The organism is Nannocystis pusilla (assembly GCF_026626665.1).
GTDB lineage: Bacteria > Myxococcota_A > Polyangia > Nannocystales > Nannocystaceae > Nannocystis > Nannocystis pusilla.
On the sequence record NZ_JAPNKE010000002.1, the window covers coordinates 2,777,769 to 2,804,247 of the forward strand.

Annotated in this window: 22 protein-coding genes, 2 tRNA genes and 1 pseudogene; 12 read left to right on the plus strand and 13 right to left on the minus strand. The window is 71.6% G+C overall.

Annotated features, from left to right (window positions below; genetic code table 11):
• The 3 genes and pseudogenes from OV079_RS12065 to OV079_RS12075 form a co-directional block, all read left to right on the plus strand.
• Positions 1 to 792, plus strand: a pseudogene (locus OV079_RS12065) (hypothetical protein); the annotation flags it as partial.
• 64 nt (positions 793 to 856) lie between these two features.
• Positions 857 to 2,542, plus strand: coding sequence for a hypothetical protein (locus tag OV079_RS12070; protein ID WP_267768400.1), 1,686 nt, complete (start codon positions 857 to 859; stop codon positions 2,540 to 2,542).
• 46 nt (positions 2,543 to 2,588) lie between these two features.
• A complete protein-coding gene (locus tag OV079_RS12075) occupies positions 2,589 to 2,807 on the plus strand; it encodes a hypothetical protein (protein ID WP_267768401.1) in 219 nt (72 codons plus the stop codon).
• 12 nt (positions 2,808 to 2,819) lie between these two features.
• Here the strand turns inward: OV079_RS12075 and OV079_RS12080 are convergent, their stop codons facing one another.
• Genes OV079_RS12080 through OV079_RS12090 form a run of 3 tightly spaced genes read right to left on the minus strand, consistent with a single transcriptional unit; the run spans position 2,820 to position 5,096 of the window.
• Positions 2,820 to 4,154: an AgmX/PglI C-terminal domain-containing protein gene (locus tag OV079_RS12080; protein ID WP_267768402.1), complete on the minus strand. Its 1,335-nt coding sequence runs from the start codon at positions 4,152 to 4,154 to the stop codon at positions 2,820 to 2,822.
• 49 nt (positions 4,155 to 4,203) lie between these two features.
• Positions 4,204 to 4,416 carry a hypothetical protein gene (locus tag OV079_RS12085; protein WP_267768403.1) on the minus strand — a complete coding sequence of 71 codons (213 nt, stop codon included), beginning with the start codon at positions 4,414 to 4,416 and terminating at the stop codon, positions 4,204 to 4,206.
• Positions 4,413 to 5,096 (minus strand): hypothetical protein, encoded by a 684-nt coding sequence (locus tag OV079_RS12090; RefSeq protein WP_267768404.1) that lies wholly within the window; start codon positions 5,094 to 5,096, stop codon positions 4,413 to 4,415. Before OV079_RS12090 ends, OV079_RS12085 begins: the two co-directional genes overlap by 4 nt.
• Before the next feature lie 108 nt (positions 5,097 to 5,204).
• On the opposite strand from OV079_RS12090, the gene OV079_RS12095 reads away from it, so the two are divergent.
• The 3 genes from OV079_RS12095 (at position 5,205) to OV079_RS12105 (ending at position 8,933) form a co-directional block, all read left to right on the plus strand.
• Positions 5,205 to 7,091 (plus strand): VIT and vWA domain-containing protein, encoded by a 1,887-nt coding sequence (locus OV079_RS12095; RefSeq protein ID WP_267768406.1) that lies wholly within the window; start codon positions 5,205 to 5,207, stop codon positions 7,089 to 7,091.
• A gap of 263 nt (positions 7,092 to 7,354) precedes the next feature.
• Positions 7,355 to 7,648, plus strand: coding sequence for an AgmX/PglI C-terminal domain-containing protein (locus tag OV079_RS55790; protein ID WP_267778522.1), 294 nt, complete (start codon positions 7,355 to 7,357; stop codon positions 7,646 to 7,648).
• Between the two features lie 16 nt (positions 7,649 to 7,664).
• The gene (locus tag OV079_RS12105; protein WP_267768407.1) at positions 7,665 to 8,933 is read left to right on the plus strand and encodes a M14 family metallopeptidase; all 1,269 of its coding nucleotides are present in this window, start codon (positions 7,665 to 7,667) and stop codon (positions 8,931 to 8,933) included.
• Here OV079_RS12105 and OV079_RS12110 read toward each other — a convergent pair.
• From OV079_RS12110 to OV079_RS12135, 6 genes are all read right to left on the minus strand, one after another.
• Entirely contained in the window at positions 8,846 to 10,993 is a 2,148-nt protein-coding gene (locus OV079_RS12110) for an APC family permease (RefSeq protein WP_267768408.1), read from the minus strand. The two genes, OV079_RS12105 and OV079_RS12110, sit on opposite strands and share 88 nt — an antisense overlap.
• 209 nt (positions 10,994 to 11,202) lie before the next feature.
• On the minus strand, positions 11,203 to 12,561 hold the full coding sequence (locus OV079_RS12115) for a DUF4340 domain-containing protein (RefSeq protein WP_267768410.1): 1,359 nt from the start codon (positions 12,559 to 12,561) through the stop codon (positions 11,203 to 11,205).
• Positions 12,558 to 14,513, minus strand: coding sequence for a GldG family protein (locus OV079_RS12120; RefSeq protein WP_267778524.1), 1,956 nt, complete (start codon positions 14,511 to 14,513; stop codon positions 12,558 to 12,560). The genes OV079_RS12115 and OV079_RS12120 overlap by 4 nt, the downstream gene beginning before the upstream one ends.
• Entirely contained in the window at positions 14,513 to 15,379 is an 867-nt protein-coding gene (locus tag OV079_RS12125) for an ABC transporter permease (protein WP_267768413.1), read from the minus strand. Before OV079_RS12125 ends, OV079_RS12120 begins: the two co-directional genes overlap by 1 nt.
• A gap of 2 nt (positions 15,380 to 15,381) precedes the next feature.
• Entirely contained in the window at positions 15,382 to 15,978 is a 597-nt protein-coding gene (locus tag OV079_RS12130; protein ID WP_267768414.1) for an ABC transporter ATP-binding protein, read from the minus strand.
• Positions 15,975 to 16,142, minus strand: a complete 168-nt coding sequence (locus tag OV079_RS12135; RefSeq protein ID WP_267768415.1) for a hypothetical protein — start codon at positions 16,140 to 16,142, stop codon at positions 15,975 to 15,977. The genes OV079_RS12130 and OV079_RS12135 overlap by 4 nt, the downstream gene beginning before the upstream one ends.
• A 556-nt stretch (positions 16,143 to 16,698) precedes the next feature.
• On the opposite strand from OV079_RS12135, the gene OV079_RS12140 reads away from it, so the two are divergent.
• The 4 genes from OV079_RS12140 to OV079_RS12155 all read left to right on the plus strand — a co-directional run bounded on the left by OV079_RS12140 (position 16,699) and on the right by OV079_RS12155 (position 21,703).
• Positions 16,699 to 17,622, plus strand: coding sequence for an LIC_10091 family protein (locus tag OV079_RS12140; protein ID WP_267768416.1), 924 nt, complete (start codon positions 16,699 to 16,701; stop codon positions 17,620 to 17,622).
• A gap of 272 nt (positions 17,623 to 17,894) precedes the next feature.
• Positions 17,895 to 18,527: a Glu/Leu/Phe/Val dehydrogenase dimerization domain-containing protein gene (locus OV079_RS12145; protein ID WP_267768417.1), complete on the plus strand. Its 633-nt coding sequence runs from the start codon at positions 17,895 to 17,897 to the stop codon at positions 18,525 to 18,527.
• Positions 18,437 to 19,117, plus strand: coding sequence for a Rossmann-fold NAD(P)-binding domain-containing protein (locus OV079_RS12150; RefSeq protein ID WP_267768418.1), 681 nt, complete (start codon positions 18,437 to 18,439; stop codon positions 19,115 to 19,117). The genes OV079_RS12145 and OV079_RS12150 overlap by 91 nt, the downstream gene beginning before the upstream one ends.
• A 471-nt stretch (positions 19,118 to 19,588) precedes the next feature.
• A complete protein-coding gene (locus tag OV079_RS12155; RefSeq protein WP_267768420.1) occupies positions 19,589 to 21,703 on the plus strand; it encodes a M13 family metallopeptidase in 2,115 nt (704 codons plus the stop codon).
• A 186-nt stretch (positions 21,704 to 21,889) separates the two neighbouring features.
• On the opposite strand, the gene OV079_RS12160 is transcribed toward OV079_RS12155, so the two are convergent.
• The gene (locus tag OV079_RS12160) at positions 21,890 to 22,348 is read right to left on the minus strand and encodes a QcrA and Rieske domain-containing protein (protein WP_267768421.1); all 459 of its coding nucleotides are present in this window, start codon (positions 22,346 to 22,348) and stop codon (positions 21,890 to 21,892) included.
• Positions 22,349 to 22,431: 83 nt separating this feature from the next.
• Here OV079_RS12160 and OV079_RS12165 point away from each other — a divergent pair, with 83 nt between their 5' ends.
• Both OV079_RS12165 and OV079_RS12170 read left to right on the plus strand, forming a co-directional pair.
• Positions 22,432 to 23,565: a hypothetical protein gene (locus OV079_RS12165; RefSeq protein WP_267768422.1), complete on the plus strand. Its 1,134-nt coding sequence runs from the start codon at positions 22,432 to 22,434 to the stop codon at positions 23,563 to 23,565.
• 291 nt (positions 23,566 to 23,856) lie between these two features.
• Positions 23,857 to 24,840, plus strand: a complete 984-nt coding sequence (locus OV079_RS12170) for a M28 family peptidase (protein WP_267768424.1) — start codon at positions 23,857 to 23,859, stop codon at positions 24,838 to 24,840.
• Between the two features lie 199 nt (positions 24,841 to 25,039).
• Here the strand turns inward: OV079_RS12170 and OV079_RS12175 are convergent, their stop codons facing one another.
• The 3 genes from OV079_RS12175 to OV079_RS12185 all read right to left on the minus strand — a co-directional run bounded on the left by OV079_RS12175 (position 25,040) and on the right by OV079_RS12185 (position 26,382).
• Positions 25,040 to 25,738: a hypothetical protein gene (locus OV079_RS12175; protein WP_267768427.1), complete on the minus strand. Its 699-nt coding sequence runs from the start codon at positions 25,736 to 25,738 to the stop codon at positions 25,040 to 25,042.
• Positions 25,739 to 26,189: 451 nt separating this feature from the next.
• Positions 26,190 to 26,262, minus strand: a tRNA-Lys gene (locus tag OV079_RS12180).
• Between the two features lie 47 nt (positions 26,263 to 26,309).
• A tRNA-Glu gene (locus OV079_RS12185) sits at positions 26,310 to 26,382 on the minus strand.
• Positions 26,383 to 26,479: the final 97 nt, after the last annotated feature.

Consider the following 26,479-nt stretch of genomic DNA (forward strand, 5'->3'; position numbering starts at 1 on the left):
GACGTCGTCCGCCTCGACGCCTTCCGCCAGGCCTTCACCTACACCCTGGTCTTCTACACCTTCGCCTGGACCTTGCACGCCGGCGAGTGGCTCACCGCCGTCGGTTATCACCCCTCGCCCGCCGTCGACGCCTACTACGCCCCGCACGTCCCGCTGCTCACCGGCGCCACGACGTGGCCGTTCTTCGCCGTCTACTTCGGCGCCATGCTGGCCATCATCTTCGGCTGGGCCCGGCGCGCCGCCACCTGGGTCGTGCTCGCCGGCCTGCTGTACGTCTCCCTGGCCGACCCGATCAGCGCGTTCACGATCAACCGCCTCTACGTGTTCGGCTTCCTCGTCCTGGCCTTCGCGCCAGGTCCTTCGGGACAGGGCCCCGACGCCACCATCCCCGCCTGGCCGATCCGCGTGCTGCAGGTCTCGCTGCTGATCCACTACGTCGCCTCCGGCCTGTGCAAGGCGCTGCGGGGCGACTGGCTGGCCTACGACGACGTGCTGTGGGTGCAGGTCCAGGGCGTCTACTGCACCGAGGCGGCCGCGTGGCTGCTGCGCGTCCTCCCCGCCGGCGCGTGGACGGTCCTCCAACACGCCGCCCTCGGCTTCGAGCTGTTCGCGCCGCTCGTGCTGATCCCACGCCGGCTGCGACCCCTCGGCTTCTTGCTCGGCGTCGGCCTCCACGTTGTGGTCGCCGTCACCATGTATCAGCTCATCTACTTCAGCTTGCAGATGATCAGCCTCTACGTCGTGTTCGTCGAGCCGACGCGGCTGCGCCGGTGGCTCGCGCGCCTGTCCTGAAGGACACCTCGCGGCCTCGCGCCTGGCACCGCCCTGCGACCGGTCAAATACTGCCATGTCGGCCATGACCGACGTCCCGACCGCCCGCGACCTCCACGCCCCCGCGGACATGGTGCGCTGGTACGCGCCGCTTCAGCTGTTGCAGACGGCCTCACGCGTGGCCGTGTCGACGGCCCTCGGCGACCAGCTCGATCGCCGGATCTTGCGGCCCACGCCGACGCACGAGCTCACCGACTTCTCGCACCGCGATCAGCTCGTGCTCGACTTCGTGTCCGACTCGGGCGACGGCTGGAACCCCACCTACGCGGTCGCCTACTGGGCCACGCGGCCGATCCTTCGCGTCCAGGGCCTGCACGGCCGCGCCTACGAGCTGCCGCGCGCCAGCGTCCTCGTGTTCGGCGGCGACCAGGTCTACCCGACCCCGAGCCGCGCCGCCTACGAGCAGCGCCTCGTGCTCCCGTACGAGTGCGCCTTCGAGCGCAGCGACCCCCCGCACCCCGTGCTGTTCGCGGTGCCTGGCAACCACGACTGGTACGACAGCCTCGCCACCTTCACCAAGCTGTTCCTCGACAAGCAGTGGTTCTGCGGCTGGCAGGTTCATCAACGCGCCAGCTACTTCGCCGCCCGCCTGCCGCACGACTGGTGGCTGGTCGGCGTCGACGTCCAGCTCGGCTCCGACATCGACGCCAACCAGGTCGACTACTTCCGCGCCCTCGCCGAGCGCATGGGCCCGCGCGCCCGCATCATCCTCTGCACCGCCGAGCCGCACTGGGTCCGCGCCCACGAGCAACGCGACCGCCAGGCCCGGGCTCGCCGCGTCCGCGACGGCAACCTCGCCTTCCTGGAGCGCCTGTTCGGCCCGCGGATCCGCGTGTTCCTGTCCGGCGACCTCCACCACTACCGCCGCCACGCCAGCGCCGACGGGCAGATCCAGAAGATCACCGCCGGAGGCGGCGGTGCCTTCCTCCATCCCACCCACGTCCTCCACGACGACCCGCTGGTCGGCGGTTACGGCCTGCGCTGCGCCTTCCCCGATCACGCGACCTCGCGCCGCCTCGCCTGGCGCAACCTCGCCTTCCCGCTGAAGAACCCGAGCTTCGGCGCGGTCACCGGCCTCCTCTACCTCCTGATCGGCTGGAACATGCGCGCCGCGCTCGGCGGCCCGCCGCCGGCCGAGTTCTTGCCTGCCCTTTCGGACATGTTGAGCGCCACCCTGCGCTCGCCGTGGGCGGCGCTGTGGCTGCTCGCCATCGCCGGCGCGCTGGTGTGGTTCGCCGACGCCCGCCGCCTGCACCTGCGCGTGCTCGCCGGCCTCGGCCACGCCGCCGTCCACGCGCTCGCGGTGCTCGCCCTCGCCTGGCTCGGAGGACAGCTCGGCCGCACCCTCGCGCTCGAGTGGAACGGCCCTGGCGAGCTCGGCCTCAGCCTCGGCCTCCTGCTCGGCCTCGGCTGGCTGGTCAGCGCCGCGATCTTCGGCGTCTACCTGCTCGTCGCCGTCAACCTGTTCCGCCGCCACGGCAACGAGGCCTTCTCGTCGCTGCGGATCCAGGACTTCAAGCACTTCCTCCGCCTGCACATCCGCCGCGACGGCGCCCTCGTCGTCTATCCGATCGCCCTGCGGCGCGTGCCGCGGCGCTGGCGAACCATGATCGGCGCCGATCCGGGCCAGCCGAAGCGCGTCCCCGACGATCCGCACCCCGACACGCGCCCCGGCCTCATCGAGGCCCCCATCGTCCTCGGACCCGGTTGACGCCGCCGCGCGGCGGCTCGCATACTGCCGTCACCGAGGCCCATCCATGGAAGAGCTCATCCAGCAGATCGTGTCCAAGACCGGCATCTCCGAGAGCAACGCCCGCAGCGCGATCGAGACGGTCGCCAACTTCCTCAAGACCAAGCTCCCCGCCCCGCTCGCCGGGCAGGTCGACGCGGCGCTCGGCTCGGCCGGCGGCGCCCTCGGCAACGTCGATCTCGGCAACATCGGCTCGAGCATCGGCGGCCTGTTCGGCAAGAAGTGAGCTCGTCGGCTCTCAGCCGACCGAGAACGGATAGCGCACCGCGACGTCGCCCGCCGCCGCCACGATCGTCGGGAACGTCCACGACTTCACCGCCGTGGTGATGCAGCTCTGCACCCCGGCGTGGTCGACCGTGCTGTTCTCGATCGACGCCGCGCGGACCTTCCCGCCGCTGCCGATCGTGAACGCCACCTCGACCTTGCCGATGGCCGGGCCGTCGCGGAAGCACTTGCGCACCTCGGGCGTGTGCCGGCGGATGACGCCGCGGATCAGATCCTGCCCCACCGCCGCCGTCCACTCCACGCTCTGGCGCGGTGTCTCGCGGACGTCCGGCACCGCCTTCTTCGTGAACGCCGCCTCCTTGTGACCCGTGCCCGGAGGCCCGCGCTTGCGCTTGGCCGCGAGGCCCGCGAGCAGCTCGCCGAGGTCGAGGTCGACCACCGCCTCCGCCACGCCGCCGCCGCCGCGGATCGTCTCGCCGAGCCCCAGCCCCGCGATCGCCCGCGGCACCGTCCGGGTCGCCGCCGCCCACGCCGAGTCGCTCTCGGGCGACGGCGCATAGTTGCGGATCGACGCGTCGAGCGACGCCGTGTACTCGCGCAAGATCCGGTCGAACTCCGCCAGGCCGAGGAAACCTGCCTCTCGGGACCTGTCCTCGAAATCATGTCCTCTCGACCCGGTCACCGCCGGCGCGTCCGGCGTCGCGGGCGTCGGCGCCTCCGCCGGCGTCGGCGCGGTCGCGCGGGCGATCGACGGCCGCGGCCCCTCGCTCCCTCGCTCCGCGATCGCGCCCGGCTCGGACACTTTCGGCGGGGTCGGTGGCAGTTCGGCCGTGTAGCGGATCAGCCGCTCCTGCAGCTCCGGATCGTCCCAGCGCGGCGGCTCTGCCGTCGGCCCGTAGAGCCGGACGAGCAGCGCCAGCGTCAAGAACAACGCCAGCGACGCCGCCTGCGCCAGCCACAGCGGCCATTCGACGACCGGCCGCCACTTCACCGCCGGCTCGGCCGGCCCCGCCCGCAGCTCGAACGTCAGCGGCCCGACATGAACGATCGCACATGTCCCGTGCGCCAGCTCCAGCGTCTCGCCCGCGGCCAGCGGCCGCGCCTCGGCGGTGCGCAGCTCGCCGGTCGCCTCCGGCGGCACGCACAACCGCGGCGAATCGCCGCGCAGCGCCACCAGGGTCCAGCACCCCTCCGCGTCCGCGCCGGCCACTGCCACGGTCGCCTGCGCCTTCGGGCCCTCGCCCACCCGGTACGCGCGGACCCGACCACCCACCACTGTCACATCCACGATCGTCGCGCCCTGTCGGGCGACGACCTCGACCACCAGCGGACGGGCGCGTTCGGTCACGGGCGCTTGGACGTCGCCCCGCCCGCGAAGTTCCCGGTCGCCCGCGCCCTCACGGCGGCACCAGCGCCACGCGCGAGGCCGTGGCGTTGAAGGCCAGCCAGACCCCCTCGATGGGCCCGTCCGGACCGGCGAGCTCATCCACGCTCGGCAGCAGCTCGGAGTGATTCTCTGCGCAGCCCTCGGGCCCCTCCACCATCGCCCACAGGTTGTAGTTCGCCCCCGACACCTCGATGTCGACCGTCTCGGCCGACGCGCGGGTCAAAACCCCGACACCACCCCGTGCAGGATCGCCTGCGGATCGGCCGCGTCGTCGAAGTTGAACACGATCTGCGTCTGCAACATGTTGATCGGCGCATCGGCGGCCCCGAGCGGCAGCGCCAGCTCGACCGCGCTGGTGCGGAAGCACGTCGGCTCGGGGGTGTTGAGCGCCTCTGCGTTCTTACTCGCGAACACGGTCGGATCGACGCCCAGACACGGCGCCTCGGTCACGACCTCGACCGGCAGCTGCAGGCTCACCCCGTCGGTCGGCACGCACGTCTGCGCCGCCAGGTCGCACGACTCCGTCTCGCCGAGCACGGCCGCCAGCGCCGCCGGATCGAAGTCCGCGAAGTGCAGCACCAGGTTCAGCGACCCGTCGTCGATCTGCTGCGCCAGCCCGAACATGTTGACGAGGCCGGTCGCGTCGAAGCAGAGGTCGGAGAACAGGTGCGGATCGATGAGGCGCAGCGAGTCGATGCGGAAGGTCCGCGGCTCGGCCGACGCGCCCGTCGTCGACGTCGAAGTCGTCGGCTCTCCCGTGGTGGTGGTGGTCGTCGACGTCGTCGCGCAAGCCGCCTCCGTCGTGCAGCCGAGCTGCGGCGGCCGATCGTGGAAGCAACCGGACATCACCAGCGCCGAGGCGAGCGCGAGCGAGCTGCGAACGATCGGGGCGGTCGTCGTCACCGATCTTCAGTATATCCCGACCGCGCGCGCGGGGCTCGTCGCCGCGGCCGCGGAACTTTCCCGGCGAGGCCCTGTCTCCTGGCCCGCTGCTGTTCGTGGAGGTTCACCGTGGTCCGTCCGCTCGCGCTCTCGTCCTTGTGGTCGCTGCTCGCTCTCGCCTGTACCCCTCTCGCCGACGGTGACGACCCCGAGCTCGACGCTCCGGACGACAGCGCCGATGTGACCACCCCGGTGTTCCAAACCGGCCCCGAGTCCTCCACCTGCAGCGGCCCACGGCCCACCGAGCTCGTCCCCGTCGATCCGCTGGTCGTGCCCGATCAGGCCCAGCTCAAGATCGCCGACGCCAACGGTCACTGGCTCGGCCTCCCGCTCCAGGCCATCCGTTACGACACCGTCGTCGTCGGCACCCTCGCCGAGACCACCGTCACCCAGACCTTCGTCAACCCGCGCAGCGAGCGTCTCGAGGCCATCTACAGCTTCCCGCTGCCCGACGACGCTGCCGTCGACGACTACTGGATCCGCGTCGGCTCGCGCTCGATCCACGGCCTGCTCAAGCGCCGCGAGGACGCCCAGCGCACCTACGACGAGGCCCGCCAGGCCGGTCGCACCGCCGCGCTCCTCACCCAGGAGCGGCCCAACGTCTTCACCCAGGCCGTCACCAACATCGGCCCCGGCCAGACCGTCGAGGTCGAGATCCACCTCGTGCAGCCGCTGCGTCAGCGCTCGGGCCGTTACTCGCTCGCGCTGCCGACCGTCGTCGGTCCGCGCTACGCCCCGGCCGGCGCAGTCGCCGACGCGGACCGCATCACTCCGCCGGTGCTCGCCACCGGCGTCGACTCCTGCGTCCCCGTCGAGATCGCCGTCGACATCGACACCACCCTGCCGGTCGCCGACGTCACCTCCAAGCTGCACGCGGTCACCGTCACGCCGCATCCCCAGGGCGTCGCGGTCGCCCTCGCGCGCGGGCCCGTGCGGGCCGACCGCGACTTCGAGCTGAGCTGGCGCCTCGCCGGCGCCCAGCCGCGTGCCGAGATCATGGCCCAAAAGACAGACGACGGCGGCGGCTACTTCGCCCTCACCGTCCAGCCGCCGCAGGGCTTCGACGCCGGCCGCTCGCGCCCCCGCGAGCTCGTGTTCGTCGTCGACGTGTCCGGCTCGATGATGGGCGTCCCGCTCGACACCGCCAGGGCGGCGATCGAGCGCGCCCTCGCCGGCATGCGCAGCGACGACACCTTCAACCTCATCACCTTCGCCGGCAGCGCCCTGTCCTTCGAGCCAGCCAGCGTCACCAACACCGCAGACAACCGCCAGCGCGCGCTCGACTTCTTGACCCGCGCGGGCAACACCGGCGGCGGCACCGAGATGCTCACCGGCGTCGCCGCCGCGCTCGACGCCCCCAAGGATCCCGAGCGCCTGCGCATGGTGCTGTTCATGACCGACGGCTACATCGGCAACGAGCAGCAGATCTTCGAGTCGCTCGCGGCCAAGCGGCGCGACGCCCGAGTGTTCGCGCTCGGCGTCGGCAGCAGCGTCAACCGCTTCCTCGTCGAGGGCCTCGCCCGGGTCGGCCGCGGCGCCGCCACCGTCGTCGGCCCCGGAGAGCAGCCGACCGCCGTCGTCGACGAGTTCTACGAGAGCATCGATCGACCTGTCCTCACGGACATCTCGATCGACTGGGGCGGCCTCGACGTCGAGGACATCGCCCCCGTCCGCCTGCCCGACCTGTTCGCCGGCCAGCCGCTGGTCGTCCACGGCCGTTACAAGGGCGCCCTCGCCGGCGAGGTCAAGGTCCGCGGCAAGCTCGGCGGCGCCGACGTCGAGCTCCGGTCAAGCTCGCCGGGGCGCGGGTCAGCGAGCACGACGGTCTCGCCAGCATGTGGGCGCGCAAGCGGATCGACGACCTCGGCCTCTACCCGTTCAACCAGCGCCCCGGCGAGCTCACCGGCGACGCGCGTGAAGCCGTCGTCGCCCTCGCCCTGCGCCACCGGATCTTGACCGCCTACACCGCCTTCGTCGCCGTCGACGAGCGCCGCGAGCGGCAACCCGACGGCACCCTGCGGACCGTGCAGATCCCCGTCGAATCACCTTTCGGCGTCGACATGAACGCCGGCGAGGGCAGCATCGGGCTCGGCTCCACCGGCCTCATCGGCAAAGGCGGCGGTGGCGGCACCGGCAGCGGCTACGGTCGCGGCGCCGGCGCGGGCTTCGGCGGCCGCGGCACGCGGGTGCCGACCGTGCGCCAGGCCAAGGCCGAGGTCATGGGCTCGCTCGACAAGGAGGTCATCCGCCGGGTCGTGCGCGCCCACGTGGGAGAGGTGCGCGCCTGCTACGAGCAAGGCCTCCAGCGTGACCCCAACCTCAAGGGCCGCGTCACGCTCGACCTGCGCATCGAGACGAGCGGCGAAGTCAGCAGCGCCAGTGTGGTCGAGGACACCCTCACCGAGAACAGCGTCGCCGCCTGCATCGCCGCCGCCGCCCGCCGCTGGAGGTTCCCCGGAGACGCGCCCAACGTCGCCACTGTGCGCTACCCCTTCGTCCTCGAGCCCGGCTGAGGCACACTTTAGAGGCATGACGACCTCATTCGCGCTTGGCGACGTCGTCGCCGCACCTGGCGAGCTCGTCCACGGCTGGTTCGAGCTCGCCACCTTGCCCACCGGCCACCGCGAGCGACTGCCGATCGTCCTCGTCCGCGGGCGCGAGCCCGGGCCGACGGTGTGGGTCACCGCCAACATCCACGGCGACGAGGTCACCGGCCTCTCGGTCATCCACGCCCTGCTCGAGGCGGACCTCGCCGATCGGTTGCGCGGCACCCTCGTCGCCATCCCCAGCCTCAACCCGGCCGGCCTGCACGCGCGCCAGCGCGTCTCCTACCTCGACCGGCGCGACCCCAACCGCCTGTTCCCCGACTTCCCGCCCGAGCCCGGCCAGGGCAGCGATCATCCGGCGGTGCTCGAGGCCGGCTACGCGCGCCTGTTCGCCGAGATGCGCCGCGCCGACTACCTCGTCGACCTGCACTGCTACGGCTTGCGGGCCTGCTGCTTCATCATCCGCGACCGCGTCCTCTACCGCCGTCCCGAGGATCTGCCGGCCGCGCGCGAGCTCGCCGATCGCCTCGACGCCCTGTGCAACTGGACCGGCCTCCCGGTCGTCAACGAGATCCCGAGCGACCGCTACCTGCAGGCGCGGCTGCACCGGTCCGTCAGCGGCACCGCCCTGCTGCAGGCGCGGATCCCCGCCATCACCGTCGAGCTCGGCCTCACCGGCGCGGTCGACCCGGCCGCGCGCCAGGCCGGCATCATCGCCTGTCGCAACGTCCTGCGCGGCGCCGGCATGTTGCCGGGCGAGCTCGAGCCGATGGTCGGCATCCCGATCCCGCGGGTCGAGTTCCCGGTCATGCGGGACCTCGTCCCGCGCGCGCGCGACCGGCATCGTCCACTACCACGTCGAGCCCGGCGACCTCGTGTCCGTCGGCGACCGCCTCGCCACCCTCAGCGACATCCACGGGCGCCCGCTGCCGGCCGGCGGCGACGTGCGGGCCGACGTCGACGGCTGGGTCCTCGCCCTCCCGCACGGCGTCCTCTGCTACGAGGGCGAGGCGGTGGTCCACATGGCCGTCCCCGACACCGGCCCGCCGGTCGAGCTCGACCCGAGCTACGACCCCGCGAGCGCCCGCTGACCCGCCTGCCCGATCGGGCATGCCCTTCGGACCATGCCCGTACGGACATGCCCGTGCGGACATGCCCCGAAGGTCAGTCGTCGAACAGCGGCACCGGGACCAGCGTCGTGTCCTTCAGGCGGGTCTGCAGCTCCTCGATGTCGGCCGGCTTCACCCCGTAGGTGCCGATCATCGTCATGTGGCCCTTGAAGCTGTGGGCCTCGTGGAAGCGGACCAGCGCGTCGAACGCGGCGTGCAGCACGCTCTTGTGCTGCGGCGTCTGCTTGTGCGGCACCAGGGCCAGGTACAGGTCGAGGTCCTTGGGCGCGATCTCGGTCAGCTCGGTGAAGATCCGGACCGTCGTGCCCTCGATGCCCTCGGGGCGGATCGAGTCCTGCGTGATGCGGTAGACGAACTCGCTGCGCACGCCCTTCGTCATGTGGAACACGACCACCTGGCGGTACGGGATCCCGGTCGTGCGGCTCTGCTGGTGGGCCAGGTCGATCGCCTTCGACACCAGGCGGCCGACGCGGACGCCGCCGACGGCGACCACCACCGTGCGCTGCTGCGGGTCGATCACCGTCGACTCGACCGTCTCGAGCACGCGGCGGACGTAGCGGTAGCCGCCGCGGATCAGCGGCCGGTGGTTATAGACCAGCACCACGGTGCCGACGAGCACCAGCACCACCCAGACCAGGGTGCGCAGCTCCTCGAGGTGCGAGCTGCTGGCCGCCCACAGGCTGAGCAGCGCGTACGACAGCGCCGACACCCCGAGGAACGCCGCCACCGGCACGCGCGTGCCGAGCAGCGAGATGTTCCACGGCGCCGTGTAGACCCGCCGCTCCTCGCCCTTGAACCTGCGCAGGAGGATGAACGCCGCCATCCCCGAGAACATCACCAGCCCGAACATCGCCTTGTGCCAGCGGTCGAGCGACAGCGGGTTCCAGTCGGACTGCGTCCCGAGCAGCAGCGCCGCGGCCAGCAGCAGCCAGTGCAGCCGCGCCAGCGCGCCGCGCTCGTTCGGGGTGATGAGCGCGCGCGGCAGCAGGTTGTCGCGCGTCATCGCCAACCACAACCCGCGCGACCCGGCGAGCCCGGCGTTGACCGCCCCGATCAGCATCAGCGCCGCGCTCGCCACCAGCGCCGCCTGCCACGCCCCGCCGACCCCCGACACCCCCGTCAGCGAGGTGCCGACGTGGTAGCCCAGCGCGCCCACGAGGTCGCCGCTGCGCGACAGCAGCACCTCGGGCGGCAGCAGCAGGAACACCTGCAGCGCCAGCGAGCCGCCGACCACCAGCAGCGTCAGCAGCATCGCCCAGTAGATCTTCGGCACGTCGCGCTGCGGGTTCTCGAGCTCCTCGGGGATGTTCATCACCGTCTCGACCCCGGTCGCGCTGAGCACCCCGTTGCCGACGCCGGCCAGCAGGATCGGCGCCGAGATCATCGCCAGACCGGGGATGATGCCGATGTCGAACGTCGCGTCGAGCGGCACCGCCGGGGCCGCCTGGCCGTAGCCCTGCCACACCGACGTCCAGTCGACGCCCTGCAGCGCCAGGCACACGTACCCCGCCACGATCGTCGCGCCGATGATGAGCAGGTTGACGAGGAAGATCGCCTTCGACACCCGCACGCTCGGCTTGAGCCCGAGGTTGTTGAGCCGCAGGAGCAGCCCGATGGGCGCGAACGTGGCGATGATCATGTCCGGCACCACCGCCGAGAACAGCAGCGCCACGAAGGCGATGAGGCCCTGGCGCAGCGCCACGTAGCGCCACTCCTGCGGGGTCACCCAGATCCCGAAGCCGATCGCCGGCAGCGCCGACAGGGCCACCACGCCGATCGTACCTGTCCCGAGGACCACCTGGCTGAGCGCCGTGATGTGAGCCCCGTAGGCCAGCAGGCACGCCAGCGTCGACACCGCGTAGGAGATCGAGATGATCACGCCGACGAACGCCGACACCGCCACCGCCAGCTTGCCGAGGTGGCCGAGCGCGTAGCGGGTCATCATGTACGTGCCGCCGTTCGACAGCGTCAGCAGCACCGCCTCGATGTACAGCGGCGCGAGCAGCAGCAGCAGCACGTACAGGCCGACCTGCACGACCGGCGTCGCGTAACCGACCCCCGCCGCCAGCAAGAAGCCCGACACGAAGTAAGGCGTGCTGAGCGGCTGCGGCCCGACAAGATAGAAGCCCTCACGCCAGGAGAGGCGTGGTCTGGAGGGCTCCTCGTCTGCTTCGCTCCCCATGCGGCGCCATGCGACTTATGCCCGCGCCGGCCGGCGATGACAACCGATCCAGGCCACGGATCGAGGCCCGGTCCGGCGCCGCGGGCGAAAATGCCCACAGCCCGGAGCGGGCGCCGCCGGGCTGTGTGAGGCCGATTGCGGGCGTCCCGCCGGGCCACGAACTCGAGTTCCGCCGACTCGGGCGGCGACTCGTCTCCGAAGTATTTCGACTACGGCGCGGCCGGCTTCGGTTCTTTCTTCGCCGGCTCCTTCTTCGCCGGCTCCTTCTTCGCCGGGGCCGCGGGGCTCGCCGGCGTCGCGCCGCTGCCTGCGGGCGCGTCCTTGAAGAACTCCGCCTTGGCCTTGCGGATCTGTTTGAAGCTCGCGTCCGAGATCACGTAGAACCACTTGCCGAAGCGCGCCGACAGCTGCTTGGCCCGCTTGGCGCCCGCGGCGTCGTCGGGGTTGCCGCCGGCCGTCGCCTTGGTGTCGAGCGTCGGGTCGTAGAACACGTCGACGAACATGTAGCGGTTGGCGTCCTTCTTCGCCGCCGCCTCGTCCTCGGGCTTGGGCGCCGCCTCGCCGCCCTCCTGGCCGGCCGTGAGCGCCAGCCCGGAGTCGTACGTCACCTCGCCGAAGTAGAGGTTGTAGACCACGCCGTCGTCGCAGATGGCCTTGACCTCGCCCTCGTTGCCGTAGAGGCGCGAGCCGTCGCGGGTGACGAAGAAGCCCTTCGACTGCAGCGCCTGCAGCGTCAGCATCTCCGGGCGCGGGCGCACGCCGACGATCTGCAGGCGGTCGAGCCCGCTGATCGCCTGCTTGACCTTGAACGGGTCGAGCTCCTTGCCCGCGATCGGCGTCGAGCCCTCGCCGAGCAGCCACGACGTCCCCTCGGGGTCGGTCGCGTCCTTCTTGACCAACAGCGGATCGCTGCCGGTGACCTTGCCCTGGCTCTCGTCGACCTTGTACGTGTCGCTCATGAACGACACGACCTGATCTTGCTCGAGCAGCAGCAGGTCCTTCTCGATCCAGTCGGTGAAGTTGGTCGAGATGTCGACGTCGATCTTGACCGCGTACACGCGCTTCTGGTCGGGCAGGCGGACGTAGCGGTAGCCCTCCTTGTCCTCGACCTTCTTGCCGACGATGACGTCGGACAGCACCGTGCCGGACGCGTCCTTGATCGTGATCCGCTGCCCGCGCTCCTTCGCGTTGGGGTCGGTCGGATCGTCGAGGCCGTAGCTCGACTGGTCCTCCGGGCGGTCGCCGCGGTAGATGTCCTTCTTCACGTCGATGAAGGACGCCGCCGCCTTGCCCATGCGCTCGGTGCCGTCGGCCGGGTAGTCGTTGTGGCTCGGGATGGTCCAGCGGCCGTCCTTGAGCTCGACCTTGAACGACGTGTTGCGGGCGGCCGTCTCGTCCCAGCCGATCACCTCGAGGCTCGCGGCCTGCGACGGGTCGGTGAAGCTCGGGAACAGCAGCTGGCCGGTGTCTTCGTAGCTGACCTGAGGGGCAGGTCCGGGGCGCATCGCCACGGCGCCGCCGAGGCTGGCGAGCGCGACGACGACGGTCAGGATGGTCGTGCGGTTCATGCGGCACCTCGCTTCCGGGAGCTCGGGATCGACTCGGCCTCGCGGCCGCGCTTGCGCAGCCACACGCCGAAGCCCAGCACGATCGGCAGCAGCGGCGTCGTGCTGGCCAGCAGGCGGACCTTCGCGCGCACCGACTCGACCGCCTTGTCGCGCTCGTTCTCGGTGGCCTTGAGCGCGCGCGCCTTGTCGCGCTCGATCGTCTCGCGCTTGGCCGCCAGGCGCCGGTTCTCGGCCTCCTCGCGGCTCTTCAGCAGGACGGCCTTGGTCGTCTCGTCGAGCGACGCGTCGTCCTGGATCTTCTTGACCGCGGCGTCGAGCGCCTCCTGGGCGCCCTTGAGCTCGACCTCGGCCTTGGCGTTGGCGGCCTCGATCTCGGCGTTGCGCTTGTCGTCGGCCTCCTTCGTCAGCGCGTCCATCTTCGTCATGCGACGGTACTGCGCCTTGCGCCCGCGCAGCGCGACGAGGCCGGCGTCGCCGGTCAGCGTGTCGATGGCGTTGAGAAGGAACGTGACGTTGTCGAACCGCAGGTCGTCGATGCCGTCGCCGTCGAGGTCGCCGCCGCGCTCGTTGAGGACGAAGAACTGGTCGCCGAAGATGTCGAGGTCGGCGACCACGATCACGTTCTTGCCCTTGCTCGCGGCCTCGCCCGACGTCTCGCCGGCGGTGATGTGCGCGGCGATCACCTCGCTCGCGCCCGACATCGTCCGCTGGCGCGGCAGGATCGGACCCTGGAGCCCGAACAGCATGTGCCGCTCGGTCATCTCCTCGAACTTGTTGTAGCCGCCCCTCGTGCCCGTCTGCAGCAGCGGCACGAACTGCGCCTCGAACCCGGCCGCCGGCTTGATCGCGCCGCCGAACAGGACCACGACCTCGTTGATGCCCGCGACCACCGGATCCTGGTCGTTGAACGGCTTGGTGCCGTCGGGCCGCTCGGTCACGAACACCACCTGCGGCGGGCTGCCGGCGAAGCGCGGGTGCGGGTTGTCGGTGTCGAACACGATCTTGTCCGACTCCCACTTCACGCCGATCTTCTCGAGGAACCCGAGGTAGTCGCCCTTCGGCTCCCCGCCCTGGTCCTGCATGCCGAACATCATCCCCTGGTTCTGGCCCGGGGGCGGCAGCATCGGCTCGCTCGGCGACAGGCGCATGTCGAACAGCGGCATCGGGTCGACGGTGAGCAGCGCCGGGCGGCCCTCGTCGATGTACTTCTTCAGGTGCTCGAGCTGCGCCGTCGTCATGCTGCTCATCTGCGGCACCAGCAGCACGTCGACGTCCTTCGGGATCTCGGCGCCGGGGTTGAGGCTGCGGACCTCGTACTGCTTCTTGAGCTCGCCGATGACGCGCCAGGCCGGCTGCTGCTTGCGCGCCTGCAGGTCGAAGTTGCCCATGATGGTCGCGTCGGTGCGCAGCACCCCGACCACCTTCTTCTTCTCCTGCGTGACGGTGCGCAGCGCCCGGACCAGCTTGTACTCGGGCGACATGCCGCGGTCGATGAACGGGATCGTCTGCTCGTGCGGCCCGCTGGTGACGGCCACGCCGAGGAACACCTGCATCTCCTGCACGCGGTCGCCGTCGCGGTTGGCGACCACCTGCGGGCGGATGCCGTACTTCTCCTCGGCCTCGACCGCCTCGTCGGAGAACGACGACGGCTCGACGATGCGCACCGTGAGGCCCTCCTTGCCGCGGGCCTCCATCTCGCGCAGCACCGACAGCAGGCGGGCGCGCACGGTCACGTAGTCGCGCGGCACCTCGCGCGACACGAACGCGTGGATCGCCACCGGCCGCTCGGGCGTGACGGCGTCGATGAGGTCGCGGGTCGCCGAGGTGACCTGGTTGAGCTTCTCGGCGGTGACGTCGGCGCGCACGTTGGCGCGCTGGGCCATGTAGGTCAGCGAGACCGCCGTGACGGCGATCGACGCGAAGCGGATGAAGCGATGGACGCGCGGGTGCATCACCAGTGCCTCCGGGACAGCAGAAGACCGCAGAGATAGAGCGCGACGGCGGTGCCGCCGGCGAAGAACACGACGTCGCCGAGGCGGAGCACGCCCTCGCCGAAGCTGGCGAAGTGCGACGGCGCGTCGAAGGCCCCGAACAGGCCGGTGAAGCCGGGCACGACGTCGCCGAGCCACAGCACCACGCCGACGAACGCGCCGACCAGCGCCGCGTAGCCGGCGTGGATGCCCGAGCCGAACGCGACCAGCCAGCCGAGCGAGGCCAGGCCCGCGAGCAGCGCGACGCCGATGACGCCGCCGCCGATCGCCACCGACTGTGCCAGCGCGAACGCGGCGCAGCCGAGCACCCCGAGCACGAACGCCACCGTGACGTTGGTCGTCAGCAGCGAGCCGATCATGCCGACCGCCACGAACAGGGTGCCCATCAGCCAGTAGCCGAGGAACGTCGAGAACATCAGGCCGACGTCGGGCTCGCCGAGGTAGGCCAGCACCCCCACGTTGGCCAGGCTGAACGCCAGGCCGATCGACAGCACCCCGACGGCGCCGAGGAACTTGCCGAGCACCACCTCGGTGTCGCGCACCGGCAGCGTCAGCAGCAGCTCGTCGGTGCCCGCGCGCCGCTCGTCGGCCCACAGCGTCATCGTGATCGCCGGCACGAACAGCATCAGGATCACCGGCATCTGCCGGTTGAGCGTCGCCAGGTCCGCGAGGTTGCGGTCGAAGAACTCGCGCGGCCAGAACGCCGCCCCGGCGCACAGCGCGATGAACAACGTGAGGAACACGTAACCGGTCGGGTTGCCGAGGAAGCTGCGCAGCTCCTTGCCGGCGATGCCGAGGATCACGTCCTTCGAAGACGTGGTGACCATGACTACGCGGCCTCCTTGCGCCGCTTGTCCATCAGCGCGTAGAAGCGCTGCTCGACCGTGCTGCCGGCGCGCAGCTCGTCGAGCGTGCCGGAGAACACCAGCCGGCCCTCGCCGACCACGATGACCTCGCTGGCCACCGCCTCGACCTCCTGCAGGATGTGCGTCGACAGCAGGATCGTCTTGGTCCGCCCGAGCTCGCGGATGAGCTCGCGGACGTCGCGGATCTGCAGCGGATCGAGGCCGCTGGTCGGCTCGTCGAGGATCAGCACCTCGGGGTCGTGCAGCAGCGCCTGGGCCATGCCGACGCGCTGGCGGAAGCCCTTCGACAGCTTGCCGACCGGCTTGTCGAACACTTCGGCGATGGCACACTGGCGGGTCACGCGCTCGATCGCCGACTTGAGGCCGTTGCCGAGCCCGCGGACCCGGCCGACGAACTCGAGCGTCTCGCGCGGCGTCATGTCGGCGTAGAGCGGGCCGTTCTCGGGCAGGTAACCGAGGCGCTGGGCCATCTCGATGCGCTGATCCGGGTGCGTCGGGTCGAAGCCGAGGACCCTGGCGCTGCCGGACGTCGGCGCGAGGTAGCCGGTCAGGATCTTCATCGTCGTCGACTTGCCGGCGCCGTTGGGGCCGAGGAACGCGGCGACGGTGCCCTGCGTACCTCGAAGGTGACGCTGTGCAGGGCCGCGAAGTCGCCGTAGATCTTCGACAGGTTCTCGGCGCGGATGGTCACGCTGCGACTGGAATTCGATTCGGGCGTGGTCATGCGTGCTGCTCGCGGGGGCGGCCGCGCGCGGCCGCTCGGGTCGCACGCGACGGCCGGTCTGCAAGGGAGCGGGGCTCCGCGGGGCTCCGCGGTGGCTCCACGTGTGGATCCGGGACAATCCGCGGATCCGCGGCACGTGCGGCGGCGCGGGACCTACCCGCGCGCCAGCATGTGTATTCCTTCCGACCCAACCTGACAAGCACCAATTTCCCAAGCATGCCGGGCTTGTGGCATAGGCTCTCGCCGATGCCGGTCTCGCCGCGCCCCGGAATTTGCCTCGCCTCCCTGCGGATTTCAGCGCTGGTCGTCGCCCGCGTGCGTCCTCGGCCTCGCGCTCGCATTCGCGTGCGGCGGCCGCCCCCCGATCGAAGCCGCGTCGTCGGCCAGCGCTCATCAATCGCTGTCGGCGGGCACGAGCCCCGCGCCGGAGCCGACGCCTGCCGCGCCTGCGCCCGCCCCCGCGCCGGCGCCCGCCGCCCCGGCGGCGGATCCCCCGCCCAGCGCGCCTGCCGGCGCCGGCGGCACCGCTCCGCTCAGCGCCGAGCAGCGAGCGACGATGTTGGCTGGCCCCGAGGACAGCCTCATAGCGACGCCGATCCACTACATGAAGAGCAACGAGGTCCGGCACGACGTGTTCTTCCCGTACGTCGCCGGCAAGGGCGGCGTCTACGTCGGCGTCGGCTCCGATCAGAACTACACCCTCGCGGCCGCGGCCGGCAGCGAGCTTATCTTCCTGCTCGACATCGATCAGAGCGTCGTCGATCTCCACCGCTGTTACGAGGCGCTGATCGAAGCCTCGCCCGATCCCAAGACCCTCTTCGACCGCTGGAAAGCCGAGTCCGAAGGCGACAGCGCCAAGATCCTCGAGACCGCCTACGCCGGCCTGCCCGACGCCGAGCGCAAGCGCATCGTCCGGCTCTACCGGGCCGCGCGCGAGACCGTCTACGTCCACCTCGACCGCGTCTATCGGCGGCGTCAGGGCGATCAGCCGACCGCGTGGATGTCGAACCCCGAGATGTACCAGTACATCCGCGGCATGTTCCTCGCCGATCGCGTGCGCATGATGGCCGGCGACCTCACCGGCCCCAACTCGTTGCAGTCGGTCGGCGCCGCCGCCAAGGCGATGGGCCTGCCGGTGCGCGTCGTCTACTTCAGCAACGCCGAGGAGTACTTCGACTACAACAAGCAGTTCGTCGCCAACGTCGAGGCCCTCGCCGGCGACGAGCAGTCGCTGGTCCTGCGCACCATCTACAGCAAGAAGTGGGTCCACGCCGATCAGCTGTGGGCCTACCAGGTCCAGCCGCTGTCCGACTACCGGACGCGCCTCGGTGACCGCAAGAACCGCTCGCGCAACCCCATGCTGCGCTACGCCGAGATCGACGGCACCCTCAACAAGGACACCGGCGTCAAGGGCCTCAGCCTGATCGCCCTCGCCCCGCGCAGCCCCGCCGAGGGCGCGCAAACCTTCGCGCATCGCTAGCGCCGGGCCCGCTGGGGCCCGTTCCCTGCAGCCTCGTCCTCGCCTCGCGGCGCCGCGCGTCTGCTCTTCGCGGCGGCACACGACGTCGATGTGCCCGTCTTCACCTGACGCGTGCGCGCGTCCGGCGACGGTGCGAGCCCTCACGGCCCCGCCATCCTCGCCGTCCACGAGGCGGCGGCTAAAGTCGCCGCAGTCATGACGCGCCTCGTCGACCTCAGCCCCGAAGCATTCGCAGCGCACCTCACCTCCTCGGCCGTCGCCGCGCCTCCTTCGTGCACGACAACGGCGTCGTCCGCAGCTCGCACCCCGAGCTCGCCGAGATCGCGGCCCACCTCCTCGGCGACACCCGCGACTATCACCGCCACGAAGGTGTCTTCCTCGAGGTCGGCGCCACCACCGGCGCGCTGTTCGGCGCCTTCGTCCACAACACCACCCGCGGCCAGGGCCAGGGCGGCCTGCGTTACTGGCCGTACGGCGACCTCGCCGGCTTCCTCAGCGACGGCCTGCGGCTGTCGCACGGCATGACCCGCAAGAGCGCCCTCGCCGGCCTGTGGTGGGGCGGCGGCAAGGGCCTCATCGCCCGCCACATCGACCACCCCTACCACGACGTCGGCTTCCGCGAGCGCCTCTACACCGAGTACGCCAGCTTCGTCGCCAGCCTGCGCGGCTGCTACATCACCGCCGAGGACGCCGGTACCGGCCCCGCGGACATGGCCGTCGTGCACCGCGGCACTCGCTTCGTCACCTGCATCCCGCCCGCGCTCGGCGGCGCCGGCAACCCTCGCCCGCGACCGCCAAGGGGGTCGTGTGCGCGATGGAGGGCGCCCTGGCCCACCTCGGCCTCGGCGACCTCGCCGGCAAGAAGATCGTCATGCAGGGCACCGGCAACGTCGGCGCGGCGATGATCGGCGAGCTCGTGCAGCGCGGCGTCGGCTCGATCCTCGCCAGCGAGCTGTCGCCCGCGCGGCGCGAGCAGCTGGAGCGCGAGTTCGCCGGCGCCCCGCTCACCGTCGTCCCCGCCGAGCCGGGCGACAACCGGATCCTCGCCGAGCCGTGCGACATCCTCGCGCCCAACGCTCTCGGCGGCGTCCTCAACCCCGACACGATCCCCGGCATCCAGGCCCGCATCGTCTGCGGCGCCGCCAACAACCAGCTCCTCGACGACGTGCGCGACGGCGAAGCCCTGCGCGCGCGCGGCATCGCCTACGTGCCCGACTTCCTGTGCAACCGCATGGGCATCGTCTACTGCGCGAACGAGCAGTACGGCAAGGTCCCGCACGACGCCGCCATCGAGCGCCACTACGGGCGCGACTGGGACAACGCCGTCTACGTCGTCACCCGCCGCGCCCTCGAGCTGGCCGAGCGCGAGAACATCACCTCCGCCGCCGCCGCCAACCGCCTCGCCGACGCCCTCGCCACCGAGCCGCACCCAATCTGGGGCCATCGCTCGCGGGCCATCATCGCCGGCCTCGTCGCCGAGGGCTGGGCCGACTGACCTGTCCCTCCGGACAGGCTGCAGCGTCGTCGCTTCGGCCCGATCGACGGGCGCTCCGACATCCGTCTCGCCCCGGAAAGTCCGCCTGACCTTCGGCCAGGCCCTGGGATCTCGCCCGGGCCGTCCCGTCTCGCGCGAGTTCGTCGATTGGACGCAGGGCGTCGACAAGTTCGCGTGCATCCTCGAGGACACGATGAACGGCAAGCCGTCGACCGGCGCCGCCTGCCCCTTCGGCCAGGTCCCACGGCGAGCTGTCCCTTCCGCCAGCCCGCTGCCGCGAGTCCCCTCGCTCCGCGCCTGTCTCTTCAGCCAGCCCTGCTCGCCGGCGCGCCGACCGGCGCCGTGGCCCGCCAGGCGCTGCAGCCAGGTGCCGCCCGGCCCCACCGGCCCTGCGGGCGTTCGCGCCGCGGTGAGTTGTCTAACTTCGTGAAACCCGCGGCGCGTGAGCGCGCTGTGGCATCGTCCCGCCCGATGTCACGCCTCTCGCCCGCGCATTGCGTCCTGGCCCTGCTCGCCCTCGCCTGCGAAAAACCCGCCGACACGCAGCCGCCCGCGCCCGCCCCCGAGCCTGTCGCCGCGCCGCAGCCCTCGCCGGTGCAGCGGGCCAACCTCGTCGCGCGCGAGCCCGTCGGCGCCGGCGTGCTCGCGGCGCTCGACACCAACACGGATCCCTGCACCGACTTCTATCAGTACGCGTGCGGCGGCTGGCTGAAGAAGACCCCGCCGCCGGCCGACAAGCCCCGCTACGGCCGCGGCTTCGGCGAGGTCACCGACCGCAACAACGAGGTCCTCAAGGCCATCCTCGAGCGCTCGGCGGGCGCCAAGTCGAAGGACCCGATCGAGAGCAAGCTCGGCTCCTTCTACGCCGCGTGCATGGACGAGCCCGCGATCGACAAGGCCGGCATCGCCCCGATCAAGCCCCTGCTCGCCAAGGTCAAGGGCGTCAAGGACGCCAACACCCTGATGACCGTCGTCGGCGGTCTGGACGCCGACCTGTTCGGCGGCCACGGCCCCCTGTTCGACCTGTTCGTCGAGCCCGATCCGAAGCGCCCCGACGTCTACGTCGCCTTCGTCGACCAGGGCGGCACCGGCCTGCCCGACCGCGACTTCTACCTCAAGACCGACGAGCGCACCAAGGCGCTGCTGGCCGCCTACCAGGCCCACGTCGCGCGCATGCTCGGCTTCCTCGGCGACGCCCCCGAGGTAGCGACCGACCTCGCCGCCAAGATCGTCGCCTTCGAGACCGCGCTGGCCGAGCTGCAGACCCCGCGCGATCAGATGCGCGACCCCGACAAGACCTACAACCTGCTCGGCGTCGAGGGCCTGAGCAAGCTCGACCCCGAGCTCAACTGGGCCGGCTTCTTCAAGTCGTTCGGCTACACCAAGCTCGGCGCCGACCTCAACGTCACCGTCCCCGGCTACTTCGAGAAGCTCGGCGCGTTGCTGCGCGGCACCGACCCGAACACCCTGCAGGCCTACCTGCGCTGGCACATCCTCCGCGTCAGCGCGGCCGCCCTCAGCAAGGACATCGTCGACGCCGACTTCCAGTTCACCTCGGCGCTGACCGGCGCCAAGGAGCTGTCGCCGCGGTGGGAGCGGTGCGTCGGCTGGGCCAACATGGGCCTCGGCGAGCTCGTCGGTCAGGCCTTCATCAAGGAGCGGTTCGCCGGCGCCAGCAAGGACATCGCCCTCGAGATGATCGCCGCCATCGAGGAGGCGTTCGCCGCCGGCCTCCCGGCGCTCGCGTGGATGGACGACGCCACCCGCCAGCGCGCGCTCGAGAAGGCCAAGGCGCTGCACAACAAGATCGGCTACCCCGACAAGTGGCGCGACTACGGCAAGCTCAAGCTGCAGCGCACCGGCCACGCCGGCAACGGCCAGGCGATCCGCAAGTTCCTGCTGCAGCGGGACTTCGACCGGGTCGGCAAGCCGGTCGACAAGGGCGAGTGGCACATGCCGCCCGCGCTGGTCAACGCCTACTACAACCCGAGCGCCAATGAGATGGTGTTCCCGGCCGGCATCCTCCAGCCGCCCTACTTCAGCGCCGAATTCCCGATGGCCATGAACTTCGGCGGCATCGGCATGGTCATGGGCCACGAGCTCAGCCACGGCTTCGACGACCAGGGCCGCAAGTTCGACAAGGACGGCGTCCTGCGCGAGTGGTGGGACCCGAGCGTCGCCTCCAAGTTCGAGACCCGCGCCAAGTGCATCGAGAACACCTACGGCGGCATCGAGGTGCTGCCCGCGGTCAAGCTCAACGGCAAGCTCACCCTCGGCGAGAACATCGCCGACTTCGGCGGGATCAAGGCCGCCTACGCCGGCTACAAGCTGCACGCCAGCAAGAAGCCCGAAGAGCCGCTGATCCAGGGCCTCACCTCCGAGCAGCTGTTCTTCATCGGCTTCGCCCAGGGCTGGTGCACCCACGAGACCCCCGAGAGCCAGCGCCTGCGCGCCACCGTCGACCCGCACAGCCCGCCCAAGCAGCGCGTCAACGTCCCCCTGGCCCACTTCTCGGCCTTCGCCGAGACGTTCCAGTGCCAGCCCGGCGCCGCCATGCGCGCCAAGGACACCTGCGAGGTCTGGTGAGCCGCCCGCGGCCGACCGCGCGGCGCTCGCCGTGAGTTGACGAAAGGACATGTCCTCCAGGGCATGTCCTTTCGCGCATTCCTCGAAGGACAGGTCTCCAAGGACAGCGAGCCGCCGATGCGGCGACAGCGGCGCAGCCAGGCGCGCGTCGTGACGCTGCCGGCGCGACCGGCTCGCGCGCCTGCTCTACGCCACGCGGAAGCGCAGCGTCGACCCGTCGGACGTCACCGCGAACTTCTCCAGCGGCGCCTTGGCCGGCCCCTTCAGCACCGCGCCGTGGGCGTCGAAGCGCGAGCCGTGGCACGGGCAGTCGAGGCTGCGCTCGGTCGCGTTCCAGCCGGGGGTGCAGCCCATATGGGTGCACTTGAGCAGCAGCGCCTCGTAGGCGTCGCCGTCGCGGACCACCAGCACCGGCTTTTTGACCCCCGCCACCGCGAGCGTCATCACCCCGCCAGGCTGAGCCAGCTCGGGCGCGTCCGCGAGCGCGATCACCACCTCGCCGCCGTCGGCCTGCACCTCGTGCGCGGGCGGCAGCTTGCCGGCGCAGCCGATCACCACGAGGCTCACCACCCCCGCGCTCGCGCCCAGCAGCTCTCGCCGCGTGTACCCCGACGAATTCGCCTTCGGTCCTGCGTCTGCTCTCATGGCCGAGACATACACCGCGTGCGCGGCATCGGCCACTCCGGCGGCGCTGGAGCTCGCGCCCGCGATCGAGGCAGCATGTCCGCATGACCGCGGACCGGCGAGAGCTCCGACGACACACCCCGGTCGCGCGGGTCTTGCTGCGCGCCGCCGACCTGCTGCACCGCAGCTCCACGCGGGTGCAGGAGGCCGCCACCGACCTCGACCACATCCTCGCCGGTCAGTCGATCACCTTCGTGCCCGCGCTCGACCGGGCCTTCCGCGACGCCGGCCTCCACCACGACCTCGGCCTCGCCTTCCTCGACCTCCGCGCGCCCGACCTCGAGCGGATCGAGCGCCTCGGCGCCGCCACCAGCGGAGCTCTCGGCGTCGCCAGCCTGGTCCGTGACGGCCGCGCCCGCGAAGCCGCGGTCGTGCGCCTCGCCCCCCGCGTCGATCGCCTCGCCACCGCCTTCCTCATCAACCGCCTCAACGACTATGTCGGCCCGGTCGGCGGCCTCGCCTGGGCCGGCCTGCAGCCGCGCCTGACCGCGCGACACGCCGCGCTCGTGGTCGGCTGCCTCCCGCTCGTCGACCGCATGTCCGAGTGGGTCCGCGCCGGCGTCGACCAGCGCCGCGCCCTGCAGCTGGTGCGCAGCCCCGCCGCCCGACCTGCCCTTTGGGACAGTCTCCGCGACCGCGATCTCGCCCTCATGCGCGCCGCCGCGCGGATCCTCGTCAGCCTCCATCGCGGCCAGCCGGAGATCCGCGACGTCCTCGCCGCCGCGCTGGGTCGCCGCGATCAGCAGCTGCGGATCTGGGCCGCCCAGCTCGCCTTCGACCCCGCCGTCACCCCGTCGTCCGTCCTGCAGGAGCTCGCCCCGAAGCTCTCCGCCGATCGCAACCCCGCCGTCCGCGTCGCCGGCGTGCGTGGCTTCGCTGCCCGCGACGACCGCGACGCCCTCGTGCGGGCCACCTTCGACCCGCACGGCCTGGTGCGTCACCACGCGCGGATCCTCCTCGCCGGCAAGTTCGGCGCCATCGACTACCGCGGCCGCGCCCTCGCGGTCCTCGCCGAACCGGACGCCGGCCGCCCCGACCTCGTCGGCGCCCTCGCCAACCTCTCGGAGTTCGGCCGTCGGCCCGACATCCCGACCGTCGCCGCCTTCATCGCCGACGCCCGCCCCTCGGTCGCCCGCGAGGCCCAGCGCACGCTCGAGCTCCTCGAACGCCTGCCCTGACCGCGCCGACGGTCCGGAAGTTTCGAAAGACATGTTCTTTAAACCATGTCTTGATCGACATTATCTAATGGACATGTCCTGAGATACATTCGCCACCGCGACGGCCCTTCACACCGACGCCCGCCCGGTCGGTCTCCGACCAGCTCGTGCGCGGCCCGTATGGCCTACGGACGGCGAGTTCAGTGAGCGTCCCAGCCCTCCAGGCCACGCGGCCCACCCCGCACGGTCCGGCGCCGACGTCGACGTTTCTCCTTGCGCGCGCCCGGGCGGCAGGGCATGCCAGGGCCACCCATGCACCTCCGCAGCCTCCTCGCCTGCGCCGGTCTCGTCCTGGCCTGCGGTCGTCCCGCGGGGTCGCCCCCGTCGGGCCTCGCGGCCAGCGGCGACACCGGCGAGCGCTTCTCCGGCGCGGCCGCGCTCGCGCGGGTCGACCAGCTGCTCGAGCGCTACCCGCGAGCGCTCGGCGACGCGCGGCGGACTGGCGCGATCGAGGCCCTCGCGGCCGACTTGCAGGCCGCCGGCGCCGCCCAGGTCGACCGCCTCGAGCACCGCGGCGCCGACCCGCTCACCGGCGTCAGCTTCGACATGACCACCCTCGTCGGCCACGTGCGCCCCGAGGCCCCGCGCCGGTTCATCCTCGCCACCCACTTCGACACCCGCCCGTGGGCCGAGTCCGACCCCGACCCATCGCGGCGCGACCAGCCGATCGCCGGCGCCAACGACGGCACCAGCGGCCTCGCCGTCGTGCTCGAGCTCGTGCCGCTGCTCGTCCGCCAGCTCCCGCCGGACATCGGCGTCACCGTCATCCTGTTCGACGGCGAGGAGCTCGGCCGCCCCGACGTCGGCCCCTACCTCGCCGGCTCGCGCGCGCTCGCCACGGAGGTCCTCCTCGGCCGCTTCCCGCTGGTGGCCCGCGCCGAGTTCGGCGTCGTCCTCGACATGGTCGGCGACCGCGACCTGCGGATCCAGCCCGACCGCGCCAGCCTGGCCCAGCACCCGGCGCTGATCGAACGGATCTGGTCGATCGGACAGGCGCACGGCTTCACCGCCTTCGACGCCGCGCCGCTGGCCGTGCCGTTGCTCGACGACCACGTCCCGCTCGACGAGGCCGGGGTGCCCTCGATCCTGCTCATCGACTACGACTACCCCGCCTGGCACACCCACGCCGACACGCGCGACAAGCTCGACGCGCGCAGCCTCGGCGCCGTCGGCGAGACCCTGCGCCTCGCCTTCCTCGATCTCGCCGCCCATCCGCTGCCCAGCCCTCGCGGTTGACGACGCGGGTCATGGCGCCACCGACCCGCGGCCGACGCAGCTCGAGCCTGCAGTCGGCCTGGATCCGAGCCCTCGTCGCCACGACCACGTACCGTCCATGCAGGCCCGGCCGTCGCCACGTCCACGGGTCTGCGGTCTCGAGCTCGACTGGCCGTAACGCCGGCGCAGATCCGCGTGGCCGTCGCCACGGCGATTCGCTTCAGCGGCTACCGCGGTTGACGCAGCTCGCGTGCGCGCCCGTGCAATCGGCAGTGCAGAGCCCGAGGTTCTCGCCGCAGTCGAGCTTGCACGTCTCGCGGTCCGTCTCGACCTTCTGTTTGCCGCACCCGCGCTCGCACAGCGCCTGCACCTTCGCGCACGCGCCCTCGCAGGTCGTTCGCGCCGCCTGGCACGAGCCCCCGGCGGCCGCTCCAGGCGTCCCCGCGGCGCTCGGCCGCGCCGGCGGCGTGCGGGTCGGCGTCGCCGTCACCGTCGCGGGGACGGGCCGCGGCGCGGTCATCACCGTCGGCGCAGGTGCAACCGCGAACCACCCGCTGGGCACCGCGTCGAGCGCCACGTCGACCACGCTCGCCGAGTTCTCGCAGGTCAAGCGGCAGGTCGCCTGGTCGGTCGCGCTCAACTTGACCGGGCCCTTGCGACATGTCTCGAGGCACATGGCCAAAAAGCTAGACGGTCCCACGCCGAGGCTCGGCCGCGCCAGCGAACCCGTCGCCACCGCGATCGGCCCGCTCGGCGCGGGGGTCGGGCTCGCCGGCCCGGTCGTCGTCACGCCCGCCCCGCCCCCCGTCCGGGTCGAGTCCTCGAGCTGGTCACACTCGAGCTGACAGGTCGCGCGATCGTCGGCCGACAGCGTGCGATCGGCCGCGCACTCCGCCTTGCACGCCGCCCGCCCGGTCACCGCCGGCGTCGGCGTCGGCGTCGGCGAAGCCGTCGTCGGTCGCGGCGAGGGCGTGGACTTCGCGCCCGTCCCCGTCTTCGTCTGCGCCGCGATCTGGGAGCGGATCGCCTCGGATCCGTCGCAGCATCCTGTTCGCAGTCGAGGCGACACGTCGCCCGGTTGGTCTCCGACAACCGGGCCCGGTCACACCGGTCCAGACAAGCCGACAGGGAGTCGGCGGGGGCCGCAGCGGCCAGCGTCGCGCCCATGGCCACGAGGAAGCTGACGGCGACAGTCGGGCCTCGTGCGATCCGCATGGCGAAACCTCCGGTGGCGAGCTCAGCGCCACCATAACAGAAGATCTCGGGGCGGCCAGTTCCCGGCCTTGCGACGCACGAGGAGCCGTCCGCTCCGAGCGCCCCGCGGGGCCTCGGCCCGGAGGCCCTCCGGCCCGGGAAGGCCGAGAAACGAATGAGCCCGGTCGGGATCGAACCGACGACCCACGGATTAAAAGTCCGTTGCTCTACCAACTGAGCTACGGGCCCAGAGCCCCTGAGGCGAGCTCAAGGGGGCCCAGCCGCGCGCGAGAGAGCGACCCTGACGGGATTCGAACCCGTGTTGGTGGCGTGAAAGGCCACTGTCCTAGGCCTCTGGACGACAGGGTCACGAGCGCCACGCGCGGCTGGGACCTGCGGCTTGTACTCGACTGTGATGCGACCCGCAAGCGCCTCGTCGCGAGAACCGCGTGCGTTAGCCCCGCCG

What these genes read in the sequence shown, in the direction of transcription:
- OV079_RS12070 (WP_267768400.1), top strand. Translation starts at nt 857, where the DNA reads ATGACCGACGTCCCGACCGCCCGCGACCTCCACGCCCCCGCGGACATG.
- OV079_RS12075 (WP_267768401.1), top strand. Translation starts at nt 2,589, where the DNA reads ATGGAAGAGCTCATCCAGCAGATCGTGTCCAAGACCGGCATCTCCGAG.
- OV079_RS55790 (WP_267778522.1), top strand. Translation starts at nt 7,355, where the DNA reads ATGGGCTCGCTCGACAAGGAGGTCATCCGCCGGGTCGTGCGCGCCCAC.
- OV079_RS12105 (WP_267768407.1), top strand. Translation starts at nt 7,665, where the DNA reads ATGACGACCTCATTCGCGCTTGGCGACGTCGTCGCCGCACCTGGCGAG.
- OV079_RS12110 (WP_267768408.1), bottom strand. Translation starts at nt 10,993, where the DNA reads ATGGGGAGCGAAGCAGACGAGGAGCCCTCCAGACCACGCCTCTCCTGG.
- OV079_RS12115 (WP_267768410.1), bottom strand. Translation starts at nt 12,561, where the DNA reads ATGAACCGCACGACCATCCTGACCGTCGTCGTCGCGCTCGCCAGCCTC.
- OV079_RS12120 (WP_267778524.1), bottom strand. Translation starts at nt 14,513, where the DNA reads ATGCACCCGCGCGTCCATCGCTTCATCCGCTTCGCGTCGATCGCCGTC.
- OV079_RS12125 (WP_267768413.1), bottom strand. Translation starts at nt 15,379, where the DNA reads ATGGTCACCACGTCTTCGAAGGACGTGATCCTCGGCATCGCCGGCAAG.
- OV079_RS12130 (WP_267768414.1), bottom strand. Translation starts at nt 15,978, where the DNA reads ATGAAGATCCTGACCGGCTACCTCGCGCCGACGTCCGGCAGCGCCAGG.
- OV079_RS12135 (WP_267768415.1), bottom strand. Translation starts at nt 16,142, where the DNA reads ATGACCACGCCCGAATCGAATTCCAGTCGCAGCGTGACCATCCGCGCC.
- OV079_RS12140 (WP_267768416.1), top strand. Translation starts at nt 16,699, where the DNA reads ATGTTGGCTGGCCCCGAGGACAGCCTCATAGCGACGCCGATCCACTAC.
- OV079_RS12150 (WP_267768418.1), top strand. Translation starts at nt 18,437, where the DNA reads ATGGAGGGCGCCCTGGCCCACCTCGGCCTCGGCGACCTCGCCGGCAAG.
- OV079_RS12155 (WP_267768420.1), top strand. Translation starts at nt 19,589, where the DNA reads ATGTCACGCCTCTCGCCCGCGCATTGCGTCCTGGCCCTGCTCGCCCTC.
- OV079_RS12160 (WP_267768421.1), bottom strand. Translation starts at nt 22,348, where the DNA reads ATGAGAGCAGACGCAGGACCGAAGGCGAATTCGTCGGGGTACACGCGG.
- OV079_RS12165 (WP_267768422.1), top strand. Translation starts at nt 22,432, where the DNA reads ATGACCGCGGACCGGCGAGAGCTCCGACGACACACCCCGGTCGCGCGG.
- OV079_RS12170 (WP_267768424.1), top strand. Translation starts at nt 23,857, where the DNA reads ATGCACCTCCGCAGCCTCCTCGCCTGCGCCGGTCTCGTCCTGGCCTGC.